The organism is Aquimarina sp. AWH4_224 (assembly GCF_056160245.1).
Genome location: NZ_JBSWWU010000009.1, coordinates 16,013 through 32,095, shown reverse-complemented (window position 1 = coordinate 32,095; position 16,083 = coordinate 16,013). Strand labels below are relative to the sequence as shown.

Genomic DNA, 16,083 nt, shown 5'->3' with positions numbered 1-16,083 from the left:
TCTTCACGATAAAATTTATATCCTATTAAGATGAAAAAACATATTCTTTTACTCCATGGAGCTCTAGGGTGCGTGGATCAATTTCAGGAATTGAAAAGTATTTTATCTCAACAGTTTGAAGTGCATGACTTTAATTTTGATGGGCATGGGGGAACAACAGTGACAAAAGACTTTAGTATTGAACTTTTTACGGATAACGTGCATTCGTTTATTCGGTCTCATAATCTTAAAGAGGTATACATTTTTGGGTATAGTATGGGAGGGTACGTAGCATTAAACTTTGAGCATAAGTATCCTGGAAGTGTCCGAAAAATTATCACCTTAGGAACAAAATTTGATTGGTCTCCAGCGTTTGCAGCCAAAGAGGTAAAGATGCTTAATCCTGATAAAATTGAAGAAAAAGTACCAAAATTCGCCAATTATTTGGCACAATTACACGGTCCTGAAAACTGGAAAAATGTAGTTCTTCAAACGGGGAATTTAATGCGGAATTTAGGAAATCAACCACTTCTTGATGATCAAGTGTTGGGATCCATACAAACCGAAGTGGTTGTGCTGTTAGGAAGTTTGGATACTATGGTGACCAAAGAAGAATCAGAGCATGTAAGCAATTCGTTACCTTCTAGTACATTGAAAGAAATTCTTGATTTTCCTCACCAAATAGAGAAAGTAAACAAGGAGCAGTTAGCGTCCTTCATTACAAATATTATAAATAATTAATTTTTTTTGTGATAGGGGGTGGGGTATATTAGAAGTGATGCGTTTAATAAGTACAAAACAATAATCTGTATCAAAACGAGAAGTTTGAGGGACAAAGCAAATTTCTTTTAACAGGTTTTATATGAAGAAGGAAAGAGAGCTCTCTTTCCTTCTTTTTTTGTTCAAAATTAATCGATTAATTGCTTGATCTCAGACTCGTTAGTGATTTCTGTATGATTGTATTTTAATCGCCATCCCAAGGAATTGGTGAGAATATAAATCTTTTGTAGTTCGCTAATCAAACGATTTTCAGAATTGGTGATCAGGGTGGATTTTCGGACCTTACGATCTAACTCTTTTATTACCTTTTTTTGTATTTCATTATGATCTTCTGCAGAAAATGGATTCAAGAATCCAGAAACAAGATTATGATATTTGATATCTGGATTGATATTGATTTCTGGTTCTGGAATATGGGTTAACGTTACGGTTTTATTCTCTTGATTAAGAATATACTCGATTTTACCCAGATCGTAAGAAACTTGTACTGTTGCATTAACTACAATAACAGCTGCTTTTTTGGCTGTAAAAAAATCCCAATAATACTTTTTGGCATCTTTGTATGTAATTACTTCAGCAAAATTACCTTCGGTGACTACAAGTTTGCCAACATTCTTGATCTGATTTAAAATAAGATCGGATGATGCCAATTCTGTTTTTCGGGTATTTGAGGAATCAATAAAGTATTTAATTCCTAAAGCCAATAAAGCCATGATTACTGCCCCTAGTAGAAAGTTTCGCATAGTTGTATTGTCAAGTTCTCTATAAAAGTACAATAAAAAAACAGCCTTTCTGTATAAGAAAGGCTGTTGCGTTTAACTTTGTTGTATCTGTTAATTCAATTCTGGAGGATATTTTTCTAGGATAGCCGCCACAATTTCATTCATTTTTTCTTGTTTTTTATCCACTTTATTGGTCAAAGCAGATGTTCCCATACCTTGCCAGATTAATTCCTTTTTAGACGCGTCTATAAGGTCTATGTACAAGGTGCCTTCAGTAACTCGAGAAACAGAATTATAGTTTGGTCCCCAAAACCATGGGTTCCATCCCCATCCATAACCCCATCCTGGGCCCCAACCCCAGCCCCAGTTATTTTGGTATACATTTACATTTTCTCTGGTCTTGGTGAAAATACTAACCAAAACATCCGGATTGTCCGACTTTTGGAAGCCTTTTGCGTTCATGTCTGCTTCAATAGCACGTAGAATTCGTTTTTTGTCGAGATCGCTAATTTCTGCCTTATCGATACCCGGTTTATAAAAAGCGTAGCTCTTATATGTATTAAAATTAGCCTTCTTATCATAATCTGAAGCAACTCTTACCGTAGTGCAAGAACTCAATGTTATGATAAGGATTAATGATAAAAGTGAAAAAAATTTCATAATCCCTGGATTTTATAGGTTTAACAACATCTTATGCAAAAAAATAGGCCACAATAATCATACCATATAAGGGAATGTAACACTATTTTTTTGAGTAACTATTCGTTTTCTTGTCATATCCGTATGGACAGTGTCTGCAACCACTTTCACAGCAATATCCTCTTCTTAGATGATATTGTTCTGTAAAACAACGATACCCTTCTGGGGTAATATAATAATCTCCCTCTTTTGGAGTTATTATTTTTTTAGGACCATTCATTATACAAAAATAAGTATCTTGCAGGTATATGCGCGTTGTTGTTAACAAATATTTGATAGGTAGACATTTCGTAGGGATTGCGCTCTGGCCATTTATTGTGGTCAAAGATTCATTCTTAAAGGAAGATGAAAGCTTCATCAATCACGAACGCATCCATTTGAGACAGCAGGCCGAGTTATTGGTATTACCCTTCTATCTCATCTATCTTTTAGAATATATCGTAAGAGTAATACAATATCGAAACTCGCAACTGGCGTACAGAAATATCTCTTTTGAGAGAGAAGCTTACGAAAATGAAGACGATCTTGATTATCTGAAAAAGAGAAAACTCTGGAGTTTTATGAAATATTGGTAGTGTGCTATTCAGTATGAGAGGTTTTTACACCATAGAGCACAACTTCTGAATCTTCTTCATAATCGTCATCCCATTTGAAATAATTTCCAGTTTTGAAGTAGTTTTCATAACGATATCCATTTCCAACATAATCATAAACGGTTACGTATTCAGTATCGATATTTTTGGCTTCGCAGTACAGTTTGTACAATAATTTACCACCTTCAACCTTAAGAAAAATGGTGAATTTTTCATGCTCTACACGTCCAATATTGATTTTTGCATCTCCGTCGCTAGTCCATTCTCCACTTTCTGGTTTTTGATAATACTCAATTACAATATCACCATCATACCACTGTACTTTTACGGTTGCAGGAGAATTCTGAAGCTCCAAAGCTTCGTTTTTAATTCCGTGTATTTGCCCTACATAAGTTTGCTTATTTCCTTTACAATAGTTTACCTGTAAGGTAGATTCCATAATATGAGTTCCGGTTGCCATAGACCAGTTATCGGTTGTGGTTTGATTACCTCTCCAGTATTCTCTTAATTCTGTTCGGCAGTATTTTCTTTGGTCCAAATCGTAACCTCCAGAAGTAGTAAAACCAGTAAATTTGGTATAAAACGTATAGCTTCCGTCGCTATTTTTGTAAAAGTACTGACGTTGTTCTTCGGTCAATTCATCATTTTCAATTGCTTCATAATATATCGAAGTTGCTTTACCGTTACCTCTATCGATAGGGACAGATAAATACCAATTTTTCCAGATAACATTTGCCTGACGTTCTTGTTCGTTATTATTGTCATCCTCAGTTTCTGTGTCTGGTTCTGGATCAGGCTCTTCAGATACAGGTGGAGGGTTAAGTTCTTCTTGTTCTTCAGAAGAACTGCAGCTCGCAAGGCATAGAACAAATCCAAGGAATACTAATACGAAAAACCTATTTTTGAAAATCATAACTCAAGAATCATTAAATTGGTTGACCAAAAATAGTAAAAAATAAATAAAAAGGTTTTTGATCAACTAAAATCACTGTTTTTTCATGCTTTTTTCAGAAACTGTACATTCAGAAAATCAACTCATTACGCATCCCATTTTAGAAACTGCGTCTGTTACGCTACATATAAAACGTGAAGATCAATTGCATGAGCATGTGTCAGGGAACAAGTTCAGGAAGTTGAAATATAATCTGATAGAAGCAAAAGCATCCGGATATGCTACTATTCTTACTTTTGGTGGGGCTTTTAGTAATCATATCGCTGCGACTGCCGCGGCAGGTAAATTAATGGGTTTTCAAACGATCGGGGTAATCCGGGGAGAAGAATTGGGAGTACAATTAGTTAAGACGTTATCAGAAAATGATACGTTACACTTTGCCAATCAGCAAGGGATGCAGTTCAAGTTTATGGATCGAACTACTTACAGGTCCAAGGACACCAAAGAAGTTTTGCAGGAACTTGTCAAAGAATTCGGTAATTTTTATCTAATCCCTGAAGGAGGGACTAACGATTTGGCGGTAAAAGGTTGCGAAGAAATTTTGACCCATCAGGATAGAATGTACGACGTGATTTGTTGCCCCGTAGGAACCGGAGGGACAATTTCTGGCATTATTAATGGTACTACCTTAGATCAAGAGGTAATAGGTTTCCCTGCGTTAAAAGGTGATTTTCTTTCTGATGAAATAAAAAAATACACGTCCAGGACCAACTGGAAGCTGATTACTGATTATCATTTTGGAGGTTATGGTAAAATAAATCGGGAGCTTATTGAGTTTATCAATATGTTCAGCAAAGAGCAAAAAATATCATTAGATCCTATCTATACAGCTAAGATGGTTTATGGGATTTTTGATCTTGTAGAAAAGGGTGTTTTTAAAAAAAATACTCGTATTTTAGCCGTGCATACCGGAGGGGTACAGGGTATAGCAGGAATGAATAAAAAATTAATGAAAAAGAAGCTACCCCTTATTACAATTTGATGCAAAAATGAAGAAACTGATTGTATTGTTATTGAGTACTTTTTTTCTAATTTCTTGTGGAGGAAGTAAAAAAGTAACCTCCACTTCTAGAACCAAAAGACCTGTTCCATCGCATAAAACTACTGTTGCCAAAACAAAAAAGCCTACAGAAAAAAAGGTTGTAAAAGAAAGCTCGAAGAAACCGGCAACTACACTCTCCTATCAAGAACGTGTACAACAATATATTTTTGAATATGCAGGTATTGCCAAACAAGAAATGAAATCTTATGGGATTCCTGCGAGTATAACGCTTGCTCAAGGTATTTTGGAGTCTGGTGCTGGTTATGGAGATCTTACACAGCGGGCAAAAAATCACTTCGGAATTAAATGTCACGATTGGCAAGGTGATAGAGTATATCACGATGATGATCGATTACAAGAATGTTTTAGGAAATACGATGATGCTAGCGAGTCATTCCGAGACCATTCACTCTTTTTGAAAAATAGAAAGCGATATGCCCGATTATTTACTTTTAACAAAAGGGATTATAAATCCTGGGCAAGGGGGCTGAGAGAAGCAGGATATGCTACTGATAAGAAGTATCCCCAAAAACTTATTAGTATTATAGAACGTTATGATTTAGATAAATATGACGATCAGGTTTTAGGTCGCAAGAAGAATAGAAAGCCTAGAAAAGAAGAGGTAGCAGTGGTGTCTAGAATGACTGAAAGTAGTGGGCATTTGGTACAAAAAGGAGACACACTGTATTCTATTTCCAAAAGGTATAAGATTACAGTTGAAGAGCTAAAGGCATATAACAATTTAGCAGATAATAATATCAAAATCGGACAGGTGCTAAGAGTTGCCGCCGAAGAAGAGGAAGAAGATTTTAATTAAATATGATCTATCAAAGAAGTAGCGCTCTGTTTGCTGAGGCGCAAAAAGTAATCCCGGGAGGTGTAAATTCACCAGTAAGAGCATTTAAAGCTGTAGGAGGAGACCCGATTTTTGTAAAAGAAGCCAAAGGTGCTTATTTATTTGATGAGGATGGTAATCGTCTCATTGATTATATCAATTCATGGGGGCCAATGATTTTGGGACATGCTTATCCTCCTGTTGTAGATGCTGTTGTGCAAAAAGCTAAAAAGGGGACCAGTTTCGGAATGCCTACCGAGATAGAAACCAAGATAGCAGAATTGGCTGTCGCTATGGTGCCAAATATCGATAAGATTCGATTTGTAAATTCAGGTACCGAAGCTTGTATGAGTGCAGTGCGATTGGCTAGAGGATATACAGGACGTGATAAAATTATAAAGTTTGCTGGATGCTACCATGGGCACAGTGATTCTTTTCTTATTCAAGCGGGGAGTGGCGCGGTTACTTTTGGAAGCCCTAATAGTCCTGGAGTAACACAGGGAACTGCCAAAGATACCCTGTTGGCCAGATACAATGATCTGGAACAGGTAGAAAGTATAGTAAATTCTAACAAAGGAGAAATTGCGTGTATCATTATAGAACCTGTTGCAGGTAATATGGGTTGTATCCCTCCTGTACCAGGATTTTTAGAAGGTTTACGAACGCTTTGTGATGCCAATGATATGTTATTGATTTTTGATGAGGTGATGACTGGTTTTAGATTGGCTCAAGGTGGGGCACAGGAGCTACTAGGTGTCGATGCAGATATTGTCACTTTTGGTAAAGTTATAGGAGGAGGATTACCTGTAGGAGCATTTGCGGCCAGAGAAGAAATAATGAATCATTTAGCGCCTTTAGGACCAGTATATCAAGCAGGTACCTTGAGCGGTAATCCACTAGCTATGGCAGCAGGTCTGGCAATGTTAACTGAATTACATACACAGCCTGAAATTTTTAAGTCTATTGAAGAAAAAACTGCTTATTTACATAAAGGAATGGCAGAAGTATTGACTGCCAAAGGTGTAGTGCATACGATCAATAGATTAGGTTCCATGATTTCTGTACATTTTGCAGAAGACAAGGTCGTGGATTTTGATACTGCCGCAAATGGAAATAATGAGACTTTTAAAAAGTTCTTTCACGGTATGCTGGAGCGAGGAATTTATATTGCGCCAAGTGCTTTTGAAACCTGGTTTATCACAGATGCATTATCTTATGAAGATCTTGATGAAACCATTAAAGCAGTAGAGCGTATCGCAAATCACTTATAAAGAATTTAGTGCCTCATCCAATCGGCTAGTTCTTTGCTATCTCCGTTTGGATATTGGATATGATAAAGATGTTCTTCTACTTCGTAGATATACGGATGCTTTTGAAGAATATCTTCTCCTTGAAAATCATCAAAATCACTGCGCACAGGAAGCATAATAATATCTTCTGTCTTAATTTTGGTTTTTGCCAGACGAATTACCCAATTACACCATTTGGATTGTAACGCTTCCTCTGTGGCCAAAAAAATGAACTTATCACAGGCGGTGATTTTTTGCAAAATAGTTTGGGTAAGTTCTTCACTTTTATCATCTTCAGTTATATCGTCTAACCAGTCTACATAGAGCATCACTCTGAAATTATTCAAAAAGTTGATTGCGCTATCTAGTTCTTCTTGCTGATCTGGCTTGTGGATTAAGAACAAAGGGGTTTTATGATCTTTGGTTTCCTGTTTGAAAAGCGCTAGGCTTTCTTCTACTGATTTGATATAAAATCTAGCCGAGTTTCGATATTGAAGCAAACCGTATTTTGGAAGTATACTCATGTGAAGCGATAAGTTGGTTACTACGAATAACGTTTTAAAGATGTCTTTTGTTGTAAATTAATGAATTAATAAATGCCTCATCATATTTTTTAATAGAATAAAAATAATATGATGAGGCTAAGAACACTAAGTGGTTAATAAATAATAGGCTAATTATTCTTCGGATTCGTCGGTAACTGTTTTGTTTTTACCAAAAAGTATTTTCATTTCCTGATATACCTCTTCTGCATTGGGTTCGTTTTCTCCTGCCAGGTAACGAACCATTCTGTAAAAACTCAGCGCATTCGAATAGTTATCATAATCCAATAACATCTTAGTGTCTATGAGTTGTTGGGTAAGTGTCTTTAGTTTTTCTACTTGAGAATCGAGTTGTTTCCGAGTGTGGTAATCCCGATCAAACTCTTCTTTGTCCAGAAAATTAGGAATCCATTTCGGTTGTTTTTCCATATGTTTCTTGGCACAATCTACAATCTGTTTGTTTTGATTTGCGATACGTCCGTATTGTTTTCTCTGTTCTGGGGATAGGGTTACAGTTTTTCCGTTTAATACTTCGTTTATGGCGTTAATCCCAAAACTAAGTTGTTGCAATTCGTGGTCAGAAAAAGAAATGGGTATTATATTTTCTAGAGCCATTTGTGTGAATGTTAAAAGTTTATAAATGAAATGATAAGGCAAACCTAGTCGAAATCTCTTTATCGCGCCATCGGGAATACACCCCTTTTTGGTAGGGGAAATTTCTGGAAAAAGCTTTTTTTAAACCTTGTTGAATTATAACTACAAAAAAAATCCCTGCATGAAATGCAGGGATCTTAATATGCTATGATACAATAGCTTTACTTTTTGGGTTCTAGAATATTGGAGATTCTTTCCGCAATATCTAAAAGGTGATAACGCGTCATTCTATCTGCTGTTCTAGAGGCGGCACTTCTCGCATCTCTTCGCAATGTGGTTAGCTCTGCTCTTACCACAGCACGGATATCACTTTGAGAAGCGTTTACGTTAGTTCGTACTACAAAACGTCTTATGTTTGCTGGTATTTTTGGCTGTTCTTTGGTCATCAAAAACTCCATTCTATCAACATAAGCTCTTTGCAAATTACGTCGATATACATCGATAGTTCTACCGTTTCTTAACTCAGACCACAACCCAGAGCGTAATTCGCTCATCATATCAAGAAGCGTATAGGCTTCATTGGTATTTAATGCTTCGTTTTCTATAAGTCGTGCCATACGACCATGCTCTAATAGGCGGTTTAATGTTCTGGATTGGAAATTACGAATGCGTTCTACACTTCCGGCAGATTCAATTTTGTTAAAGATAGCGTTATCCAATAGCCATTGCGGCGTGTTAAATAATTCTTCTTGCAAAAATTTCATAGCGCGCTTTTGATTTTCTTTGGTGACATGGGTATAAACGGCGCCTTCCTGGTCGTAGGTCTTATAATATTCATATACACCTCCAATGTTCGAGCTCACGTGCCCCATATATCTGTTGTATTGCGCTAATACCTGGCCATACATAGTTTCGAGATCATCATAGTTTTTACCATCTTCTGCTGTCCACTGTATTAGATTAGGAACAATACGTTTTAGGTTTTTTATTCCATAGGTACTTGCGTTTACAGCATCGTCTCCCAGGTCTTCGGTCTGAGAACTAGGATCTATAACACCAAACTGCTGTCTTCCAAATCTGTACATAGGATCGTTTTGATGTTTCAAAATCCATTGGTCCAAGGTTTTCTTTTCTTCTTCTGCGGTTTTGTCTAAGATTGGACGATAACCCCAGCGGATAGAATGCTTGTCATAGATTCCTACTTTTGGCATAAGGGCAACATCACCATCCCCCGGTTGTGCCACATAGTTAAATCTTGCATAATCCATAATGGATGGAGCCGTTCCGTATTTTTTTGTGAATTCTGGATCTCGTAGTGATTCAACAGGATAGGCAGCGCTACTACCCATATTATGTGGTAACCCAAGGGTATGTCCTACCTCATGCGAAGATACAAAGCGAATAAGTTCACCCATTACTTCATCTTTGAAAGCTACATTTTGAGCATTGGGATTAATAGCTGCAGTTTGAACGAAGAACCAATTTCTAAGTAGAGTCATAACATTGTGATACCAGTTAATATCACTTTCTAATATTTCTCCGGACCTGGGATCACTCACGTGAGGACCATTAGCATTAGGGATAGGAGATGCTAGATATCGAACTACAGAATATCGTACATCCTCTGGGCTCCAATCGGGATCTTCTTCAACGCTAGGTGGATCTTTGGCAATAATTGCTTCTTTAAAACCAGCTTCTTCAAAAGCAACTTGCCAATCTTCGATACCTTGCTTGATGTACTTTCTCCATTTTTTGGGTGTAGCACGATCAATATAATACACAATTTGCTTTTTAGGTACTACAAGTTCACCTCGGTTAAATTTGGCAATGTCCTCTTCTTTGACTTCAAGTCTCCAACGATCAAGATAACGCACAGTCTTGCTTTTTTGTGCTTCTAGGCCATAATCTACCTGACCTCTGGCGAACCATCCAACGCGTTGGTCAAAATAACGACGTTTCATAGGAGTTTTTGGAAGTAGGATCATAGAATTGCTCATTTCTAATGAGATAGATCCTGTGCTTGCATTCGAAGGTGGTTCTGCAGCATTATACGTTTTGATGTGTCGAGCTTCAATATTAAGTGGATAACTTCTTATGGTATCGATGTAGGATCGAGCATCATCCAACTTGCTAATTTTGTAAGTTTTGCGTCTCGCAGCAGGGAAACCTAGTGCTTTTACATCTTTCTTGTATAAGTTAGTAACATCAATTACCGTGGCATTATGGATAGAGTCCTTATGAAATGCTTTTATAGGGAAAGCATACAATACGGGTTCAAAATTTGAATTTACGACCGCTTCGTGAATGGGTAATGAATCTGCAGCAAAGATTTGATGAGAGACCACACGTAGCAATATTTGTTTGTTCTTTTTTTGCCAGCGTAGCACTTGCGTATTTTGCTTACCCCCTCCAAAACCTATACCTGTGGCAGTTTTGGCAATTCGAGTTACCATCAACATTTCTCTGTTAAGCAATGAGTCGGGAATTTCATAATAATATTTGTCGTTCACAAAATGAACATCAAATAACCCTTTGTCTGTTTTTGTTTGTTTGGTAATGACTTTGGTATAAGGCATTACAGTGTCTTTTTTTTGACCAGGAGCTTTCTTTTGTACCACAGTCTTTTTTCCTTTTCTCTTTTTTTTAGCTTGAAACGCATATCCACCAGTAGTAAATGTTACGGTGAATATGAGAAGCCAAAGTATATTTCTTTTCATAGAATGATTTTTTTGAACGGCGGAAGGTAATAAAATTGCATAAGCGCTTATGTGAAATATTGGTTAAAGCATGATACAATGCTGTTAATTTGATGAATAGCGTGTGATCAGGTTTGCGCTAATAACTTTAATGTGATTCTATACAAGTTGTTATTATGTGCTTTTGCTTGTAACCAGGCGTAAAAACTCATTTCAAAAATATCCTCCTGTTCCCGTCGGGAATCAATAAGCGCTTGTTTAATTTTTGATCGGAAAGAATCGGTGGTAATCACTTCTGGTTTTCTGTAGTATTCAAGAATAAGTTTTAGGAATTCTAAGGCGCGTTTTTCTCCGTGCTGTTTTAAGTAGGTGCCATGTTTTTTCCGAAAACTATTTACTCGTGATTCTATAAGGTCAATGTGGTCCAATTCGATGCGTAAAAGGATTTCGACTAAGTTCTTTTTGATAACCCAAAGTGCCCCAGCTTTTTGTGTATACCAGGTGTCACTATGATATAGACTGTTAAAAACATTCAAAGCATCTCTAAATCGAAGTTGTTGAAAATAAAATACAATAAGACTTAGTTTAAGATCTAACAGGTAAGTAACTTGTTCTTTGTATTTATGTTCTTCAAAGTTTTCCAGAATATCAATAGCCCTTTCTCCATCGCCAGTATAATTTAGATTTAAGGTTTGTAGTAGCGTATATTGCGGAAAAAATCGACGATAATATTTTTTCTGATGCTTTAGCATCTGTTCTTTCATTTGCGATAAATGATGCATCGAGGTGTTAAAGTCTTTATTCCTGAAATAAGCATTAGCCACATAATACAGAATCTGAATATGATAAAATAAGTGTTTGTCGATCAACTCTTCTTTATCCATGATTTTACTGTAGGCCTCTTCTACAAAAGGTAGGATGGTAAAATAATCCCTGGTTTCTTGAGCTGCTTTGTTTGTGATTTCCAAAATTTTGAACAGTGACCTAAAGGTTAGATCTTGAGTAACTGAAATTCCGAATTGTGATAAAGTGCTTTTGATCACTGTATTAAAATCTCCATGCTGTTGATGCAGTTGGTTTTGTACGGTTGCATAGAATAAATTAAGGTTTTCCTCTTCCTGGATAGAAGTCTTATTTTTTCTGAAATCGTGAATCAAATCGGGGAGATGCAGGGATGAACTTAAATGCGCGTATTGAATTTTGGTATAATATATTTCATTTAAAATTGTATACAGATCGTATGTTTTTGCCTTTTGTTCGGCTTTTTGAAGGGTTTTGAAAGCAATTTTGTTTTGCTTTTGTTCAAAGAAAATTCTACTGGACAGTAGTAGTTTTAAAATATCCATCTCTTCTGAAGTTTCTCCTTCAAAGCTTTTTGAGGCGACGAAATCTATTAAATTATCATGAAGTCTTTTACTCAATGCGTGATAAGCATTTTTGGAGCGCTTTCCATAAATCAAAATGTCTAGATCTTTTACTTCTTCATTAGTATCCAAAAGCTTGAATAATTCGATGTTTTTGGTGTCGTTCCTTTTGTTTTTTTTCTTTAGAAACGCAATAAAACTTCGCTTCTCTTCCTCAGAAAAGGTTTGGATTATAGAAGAAATAACACTCATTATATCGTAAGTAAAATTTACTATAAATATAGTATAATATGGGATTAAATGTAAATTTTTAACTTATATATCGTAAGTTTTTTTGTAAAATAGAATTTTGTACTCCATCAGATTGGCCCACCTTTGTCTCAGAAAAAATCATCAAAATCAATTTATTATGGATTACAAATTTAGTAGTGATGTTTCTGAGGATACGATGAATCAAACATCAGAAAACAAAGAATCTAAAGTTTACGATCAAAAACCAACGCCTGCTTTCATATCAGCATCATGGGCAGCGTTGTTCATCGGTATGATATCCTATTGTATTGGTTTATGGAACGCCGATATGTTTCTGAACGAGAAAGGGTATTATTTTACAATACTATTATTTGGATTATTCTCGGCAGTGTCCGTGCAAAAAAGTGTAAGGGATAGATTAGAGGGCATCCCAGTAACCGAAATTTATTATGGTATTAGTTGGTTCACAACACTTACTTCTATTTTGTTGTTGATTATTGGTTTGTGGAATGCAGATTTAGAATTAAGTGAAAAAGGTTTTTACGGGATGTCCTTTACCTTAAGCTTATTTGCGGCAATTGCAGTGCAAAAAAATACCAGAGATAAGAAATACATCGAAAGCAAGGGAAATACTTAAAATCAAAAGAAGGAGTTGTGCTTATCTCGTTGATCAAAAAATAAAAGTGAGATAAGATTGGGAGGTCAACTCCTTGTTTTGATGATTTGGAAGACAGCTGTGTAACAGCAGCTGTCTTTTTACTTACATTTATAACTAAACAATTTTATATCATGGGTTCGAGATTTAATAAAGAGCTTAAAACTTTGGTAAAAGATAAGGTCATTTCGCCAGAGCTCGCAGATAAGATAGAACAATATTACGCCACAAAAGATATTGGTAAACCGAATAGATTATTTACCATTTTTGGGGTATTAGGAGCGCTACTGATAGGATCAGGAATTATTCTAATGTTAGCACATAATTGGGACGATTTTTCGAGAATTACAAAAACAGTATTAGCCTTTATACCTTTACTTATAGGGCAGTTTTTTGTAGGGTTTTCAATTCTGAAAGATAAATCTGCAACCTGGAGAGAGGCTTCGGGTACGTTTTTGTTTTTTGCCGTTGGAGCCTGTATTTCTTTGGTAAGTCAGATTTATAACATACCAGGGAACATCAGTTCATTCCTTTTGGTGTGGATAGCATTGTGTCTTCCATTAATTTATGTGTTACGATCCCATATGATTGCAATACTTGTGGTCATTTGGAGTACATACTATGCAGCAGAAGTTGGTTTCTGGAACTACAGAAGTCATCAAACACCTTGGTTGTACCTACTGTTTATGTTGTTGGTGATCCCACATTATGTAATCCTTTTAAAACAAAAGCTTTTAAGTAACGTAGTTACCATTTTTAATTGGATTTTACCAATAAGTTTTGCGATTGCATTACCCACTATTATTGGTGATAAAGGAGATTTAATACTAGTAGCCTATATCACATTTTATGGGTTACTTTATAATATAGGTCGATTGGAGATATTCAAATCCTTAAGAACCTTGAGGAATGGGTACTTGATTATTGGATCATTAGGAACGGTTTCGTTCTTGTTGACATTTACATTTCGTTGGTTGTGGGAGGAATTACCTCTAAAGTTTGAGTATGGTTTACAGGAGGTGTATATCAGCACAGCACTCTTTTTGATAGCATTTGGGCTTGTTATTTATCATTTCATAAAAAAAGGAATTCGCCAAATCAATTTGTTTCAGATCACATTTGTGCTGTTTACGATTGTGTATTTTTTCCTTTCATCAGTAGAAGTGGTGCCGGTGGTCTTAATGAATGCTTTGGCTTTTGCATTAGGAATATCTGCCATAAGAATAGGAGCGAATAAGTTTAATTTCGGAATTCTTAATTATGGATTACTAATTATTTCAATTCTTATTGCTTGTCGTTTTTTTGATACAGGGATGAGTTTCGTGTTAAGGGGAGTGTTATTTGTTTTGGTAGGTATTGGCTTTTTTGTGACCAATTATATGATGCTGAAAAAACAGCAACGAATTAAAAAACAATTAAAAGATTTACAATTATGAAGACGATACATTTATTCATAGGATTTATAGTGTTGGCACTAATTCAAATTTTTATACCCGTTCAAATGATCTATGAGCAAGAGGATATTCTGAAATCAGGAGAGTTATACAAATTTAGAACGATGCCTATTGATCCTTCAGATCCATTCAGAGGGAAGTACATTACACTTCATTATGAAATGAATTCCTTTAAGATGAAGGATACTACCATTGTGTATGGAGATGAAATCAAAGTGTATATCGATAAGGATGCAGATGGATTTGCAAAGACAGTACAAATAAGCAAAACCGAATTGGATATTGATAAAGACTTTGTGCTAGCCAAAGTGACTGGTAATTATAATGGAGTAGTAAATTTTGAGTTGCCGTTTAACAGATATTATATGGAGGAGTCCAAAGCATACGATGCCGAAGAGGCCTACAGAAAAGTAAATAGAACCAATGTGCATCACGATGTATATGGTAAAGTACATATTAAAGAAGGGCAATCTGTGCTTAGTGATGTAGTTATTGATGGTGTTTCGATCAAAGAATATGTAGAAAAAGAACAATAGCATTAAACCTTTGTACAAATTTTCTGTCTAAGAAGTAAATGATAAAAACTAAGGATATGAAAATGGTACTAAAAACGGGGCTTGTTGTTTTATTAATTTCTTTTCTGTCTACCTCTTGTGCAACTGCGGTAAGGGTGCAGCCAGCAAATACTGTTGTAGTGACCAAATTGCATCATCCTAGAGTAGTAGTACATAATAATGTACGATACTATCGAAGTAATGGAGTGTGGTATGTGAAAAGAAATCGAGGATATCGAGTGGTTACTGCTCCAGTAGGAGTTAGAGTGGCTGCCTTGCCAAGAGGTTACAAAGTAGTCAAAGTAAGAGGAGTGAAATATTACAAACACCGAGGAGTGTATTACAAAAGAACAGGTCGACAATATGTTGTGGTTAGAGTCTGATCTTTTGATTGAGTTGATTGATTGCAAAAAAAAAGAGGTTGATATATCCGTGTTATCAACCTCTTTTTGTTTTTATGTTTTTACCAGGCTTCTTCTATTTTTACCCGTTTTCCGTTTTGATACGAACCTATAAAAGCATTTCTGAATCCTAGTTTTACTAATTCTCTTCTGAATTTCTTTGCTTCATTAAGAGTTTCGAAATTACCTAAAGCATATTTATTAAAGCCTTCACTTTTAATTTCTTTGAAATTAACAAAGTTGTCAGAGTATAGGGATAGGTTTTTTTCCTCAAAAGCACCTATTTGAACTGCATATACTACTTTGTCATCCAACGTACCCGCGTCTCCAGAATCTTCTGCCTGTAACTCTTGATTCATAGAAAGATTTTGAAGTGTGCCTTCCAATTCTGTGATTTTATTTTCTAATACTCCTACTTTCTCTTTATGATCCTTTTGAGATATCATGTTGGCTGGAGTATTGAAGTTCATAAAATAAACAGTACCTGCAATTCCTAGTAGCGCCAAAATACCAAGGATAATCGTTGCAATTTTGAACTTGCGAGAATTTTCTTTTTCATCCTTTACGGCTTTGTCCCGCATATAATCTGAACTACGTTTTGATTCTTCGGCTTGTTCAACTTGAGTTTTAAGATCCTGTAATTCTTCGTCTGTGATAAAAGGCATGGTCATTTGGTTTTA

Annotated in this window: 18 protein-coding genes; 9 read left to right on the top strand and 9 right to left on the bottom strand. The window is 35.9% G+C overall.

Annotation, left to right across the window (positions count from 1 at the left end; genetic code table 11):
• Positions 1–30: 30 nt before the first annotated feature.
• Positions 31–720, top strand: a complete 690-nt coding sequence (locus ACXAGJ_RS17585; RefSeq protein WP_474841517.1) for an alpha/beta fold hydrolase — start codon at positions 31–33, stop codon at positions 718–720.
• 167 nt (positions 721–887) lie between these two features.
• On the opposite strand, the gene ACXAGJ_RS17580 is transcribed toward ACXAGJ_RS17585, so the two are convergent.
• The 3 genes from ACXAGJ_RS17580 to ACXAGJ_RS17570 all read right to left on the bottom strand — a co-directional run bounded on the left by ACXAGJ_RS17580 (position 888) and on the right by ACXAGJ_RS17570 (position 2,400).
• The gene (locus ACXAGJ_RS17580; protein WP_474841516.1) at positions 888–1,502 is read right to left on the bottom strand and encodes a DUF4230 domain-containing protein; all 615 of its coding nucleotides are present in this window, start codon (positions 1,500–1,502) and stop codon (positions 888–890) included.
• A gap of 90 nt (positions 1,503–1,592) precedes the next feature.
• On the bottom strand, positions 1,593–2,141 hold the full coding sequence (locus tag ACXAGJ_RS17575) for a DUF4136 domain-containing protein (protein WP_073318791.1): 549 nt from the start codon (positions 2,139–2,141) through the stop codon (positions 1,593–1,595).
• Positions 2,142–2,223: 82 nt separating this feature from the next.
• Entirely contained in the window at positions 2,224–2,400 is a 177-nt protein-coding gene (locus tag ACXAGJ_RS17570; protein WP_473282397.1) for a DUF5522 domain-containing protein, read from the bottom strand.
• Positions 2,401–2,428: 28 nt separating this feature from the next.
• Here ACXAGJ_RS17570 and ACXAGJ_RS17565 point away from each other — a divergent pair, with 28 nt between their 5' ends.
• On the top strand, positions 2,429–2,755 hold the full coding sequence (locus ACXAGJ_RS17565; protein WP_073318788.1) for a hypothetical protein: 327 nt from the start codon (positions 2,429–2,431) through the stop codon (positions 2,753–2,755).
• A gap of 4 nt (positions 2,756–2,759) precedes the next feature.
• On the opposite strand, the gene ACXAGJ_RS17560 is transcribed toward ACXAGJ_RS17565, so the two are convergent.
• Complete coding sequence (locus tag ACXAGJ_RS17560) at positions 2,760–3,686, bottom strand: polysaccharide lyase family 7 protein (protein ID WP_474841513.1); 927 nt, start codon at positions 3,684–3,686, stop codon at positions 2,760–2,762.
• An 85-nt stretch (positions 3,687–3,771) separates the two neighbouring features.
• Here ACXAGJ_RS17560 and ACXAGJ_RS17555 point away from each other — a divergent pair, with 85 nt between their 5' ends.
• From ACXAGJ_RS17555 to hemL, 3 genes are read left to right on the top strand one after another with little or no spacing between them, the layout of a single operon-like run.
• Positions 3,772–4,707 (top strand): 1-aminocyclopropane-1-carboxylate deaminase/D-cysteine desulfhydrase, encoded by a 936-nt coding sequence (locus ACXAGJ_RS17555; RefSeq protein ID WP_474841511.1) that lies wholly within the window; start codon positions 3,772–3,774, stop codon positions 4,705–4,707.
• Positions 4,708–4,714: 7 nt separating this feature from the next.
• Positions 4,715–5,584: a glucosaminidase domain-containing protein gene (locus tag ACXAGJ_RS17550; protein ID WP_474841509.1), complete on the top strand. Its 870-nt coding sequence runs from the start codon at positions 4,715–4,717 to the stop codon at positions 5,582–5,584.
• A 2-nt stretch (positions 5,585–5,586) separates the two neighbouring features.
• Entirely contained in the window at positions 5,587–6,873 is a 1,287-nt protein-coding gene (hemL, locus tag ACXAGJ_RS17545) for a glutamate-1-semialdehyde 2,1-aminomutase (RefSeq protein ID WP_474841508.1), read from the top strand.
• Between the two features lie 5 nt (positions 6,874–6,878).
• Here hemL and ACXAGJ_RS17540 read toward each other — a convergent pair whose 3' ends face one another.
• From ACXAGJ_RS17540 to ACXAGJ_RS17525, 4 genes are all read right to left on the bottom strand, one after another.
• Positions 6,879–7,415 carry a TIR domain-containing protein gene (locus ACXAGJ_RS17540; RefSeq protein WP_474841506.1) on the bottom strand — a complete coding sequence of 179 codons (537 nt, stop codon included), beginning with the start codon at positions 7,413–7,415 and terminating at the stop codon, positions 6,879–6,881.
• Positions 7,416–7,568: 153 nt separating this feature from the next.
• On the bottom strand, positions 7,569–8,048 hold the full coding sequence (locus tag ACXAGJ_RS17535; RefSeq protein ID WP_474841504.1) for a hypothetical protein: 480 nt from the start codon (positions 8,046–8,048) through the stop codon (positions 7,569–7,571).
• A 200-nt stretch (positions 8,049–8,248) separates the two neighbouring features.
• Positions 8,249–10,744, bottom strand: a complete 2,496-nt coding sequence (locus tag ACXAGJ_RS17530) for a zinc-dependent metalloprotease (RefSeq protein ID WP_474841502.1) — start codon at positions 10,742–10,744, stop codon at positions 8,249–8,251.
• 107 nt (positions 10,745–10,851) lie between these two features.
• The gene (locus tag ACXAGJ_RS17525; RefSeq protein WP_474841500.1) at positions 10,852–12,339 is read right to left on the bottom strand and encodes a hypothetical protein; all 1,488 of its coding nucleotides are present in this window, start codon (positions 12,337–12,339) and stop codon (positions 10,852–10,854) included.
• Positions 12,340–12,496: 157 nt separating this feature from the next.
• Here ACXAGJ_RS17525 and yiaA point away from each other — a divergent pair, with 157 nt between their 5' ends.
• From yiaA to ACXAGJ_RS17505, 4 genes are all read left to right on the top strand, one after another.
• On the top strand, positions 12,497–12,976 hold the full coding sequence (gene yiaA, locus ACXAGJ_RS17520) for an inner membrane protein YiaA (protein ID WP_474841498.1): 480 nt from the start codon (positions 12,497–12,499) through the stop codon (positions 12,974–12,976).
• Positions 12,977–13,128: 152 nt separating this feature from the next.
• Positions 13,129–14,430, top strand: coding sequence for a DUF2157 domain-containing protein (locus ACXAGJ_RS17515; protein ID WP_474841496.1), 1,302 nt, complete (start codon positions 13,129–13,131; stop codon positions 14,428–14,430).
• Positions 14,427–14,984: a GDYXXLXY domain-containing protein gene (locus ACXAGJ_RS17510; protein WP_474841494.1), complete on the top strand. Its 558-nt coding sequence runs from the start codon at positions 14,427–14,429 to the stop codon at positions 14,982–14,984. The genes ACXAGJ_RS17515 and ACXAGJ_RS17510 overlap by 4 nt, the downstream gene beginning before the upstream one ends.
• Positions 14,985–15,040: 56 nt before the next feature.
• Complete coding sequence (locus ACXAGJ_RS17505) at positions 15,041–15,385, top strand: DUF6515 family protein (protein ID WP_474841492.1); 345 nt, start codon at positions 15,041–15,043, stop codon at positions 15,383–15,385.
• An 80-nt stretch (positions 15,386–15,465) separates the two neighbouring features.
• On the opposite strand, the gene ACXAGJ_RS17500 is transcribed toward ACXAGJ_RS17505, so the two are convergent.
• A complete protein-coding gene (locus ACXAGJ_RS17500; RefSeq protein WP_474841490.1) occupies positions 15,466–16,068 on the bottom strand; it encodes an SPOR domain-containing protein in 603 nt (200 codons plus the stop codon).
• Positions 16,069–16,083: the final 15 nt, after the last annotated feature.

Bases quoted from the DNA above. Each gene is read 5' to 3' on its own strand.
- ACXAGJ_RS17585 (WP_474841517.1), top strand. From the start codon at position 31: ATGAAAAAACATATTCTTTTACTCCATGGAGCTCTAGGGTGCGTGGAT.
- ACXAGJ_RS17580 (WP_474841516.1), bottom strand. From the start codon at position 1,502: ATGCGAAACTTTCTACTAGGGGCAGTAATCATGGCTTTATTGGCTTTA.
- ACXAGJ_RS17575 (WP_073318791.1), bottom strand. From the start codon at position 2,141: ATGAAATTTTTTTCACTTTTATCATTAATCCTTATCATAACATTGAGT.
- ACXAGJ_RS17570 (WP_473282397.1), bottom strand. From the start codon at position 2,400: ATGAATGGTCCTAAAAAAATAATAACTCCAAAAGAGGGAGATTATTAT.
- ACXAGJ_RS17565 (WP_073318788.1), top strand. From the start codon at position 2,429: ATGCGCGTTGTTGTTAACAAATATTTGATAGGTAGACATTTCGTAGGG.
- ACXAGJ_RS17560 (WP_474841513.1), bottom strand. From the start codon at position 3,686: ATGATTTTCAAAAATAGGTTTTTCGTATTAGTATTCCTTGGATTTGTT.
- ACXAGJ_RS17555 (WP_474841511.1), top strand. From the start codon at position 3,772: ATGCTTTTTTCAGAAACTGTACATTCAGAAAATCAACTCATTACGCAT.
- ACXAGJ_RS17550 (WP_474841509.1), top strand. From the start codon at position 4,715: ATGAAGAAACTGATTGTATTGTTATTGAGTACTTTTTTTCTAATTTCT.
- hemL (WP_474841508.1), top strand. From the start codon at position 5,587: ATGATCTATCAAAGAAGTAGCGCTCTGTTTGCTGAGGCGCAAAAAGTA.
- ACXAGJ_RS17540 (WP_474841506.1), bottom strand. From the start codon at position 7,415: ATGAGTATACTTCCAAAATACGGTTTGCTTCAATATCGAAACTCGGCT.
- ACXAGJ_RS17535 (WP_474841504.1), bottom strand. From the start codon at position 8,048: ATGGCTCTAGAAAATATAATACCCATTTCTTTTTCTGACCACGAATTG.
- ACXAGJ_RS17530 (WP_474841502.1), bottom strand. From the start codon at position 10,744: ATGAAAAGAAATATACTTTGGCTTCTCATATTCACCGTAACATTTACT.
- ACXAGJ_RS17525 (WP_474841500.1), bottom strand. From the start codon at position 12,339: ATGAGTGTTATTTCTTCTATAATCCAAACCTTTTCTGAGGAAGAGAAG.
- yiaA (WP_474841498.1), top strand. From the start codon at position 12,497: ATGGATTACAAATTTAGTAGTGATGTTTCTGAGGATACGATGAATCAA.
- ACXAGJ_RS17515 (WP_474841496.1), top strand. From the start codon at position 13,129: ATGGGTTCGAGATTTAATAAAGAGCTTAAAACTTTGGTAAAAGATAAG.
- ACXAGJ_RS17510 (WP_474841494.1), top strand. From the start codon at position 14,427: ATGAAGACGATACATTTATTCATAGGATTTATAGTGTTGGCACTAATT.
- ACXAGJ_RS17505 (WP_474841492.1), top strand. From the start codon at position 15,041: ATGAAAATGGTACTAAAAACGGGGCTTGTTGTTTTATTAATTTCTTTT.
- ACXAGJ_RS17500 (WP_474841490.1), bottom strand. From the start codon at position 16,068: ATGCCTTTTATCACAGACGAAGAATTACAGGATCTTAAAACTCAAGTT.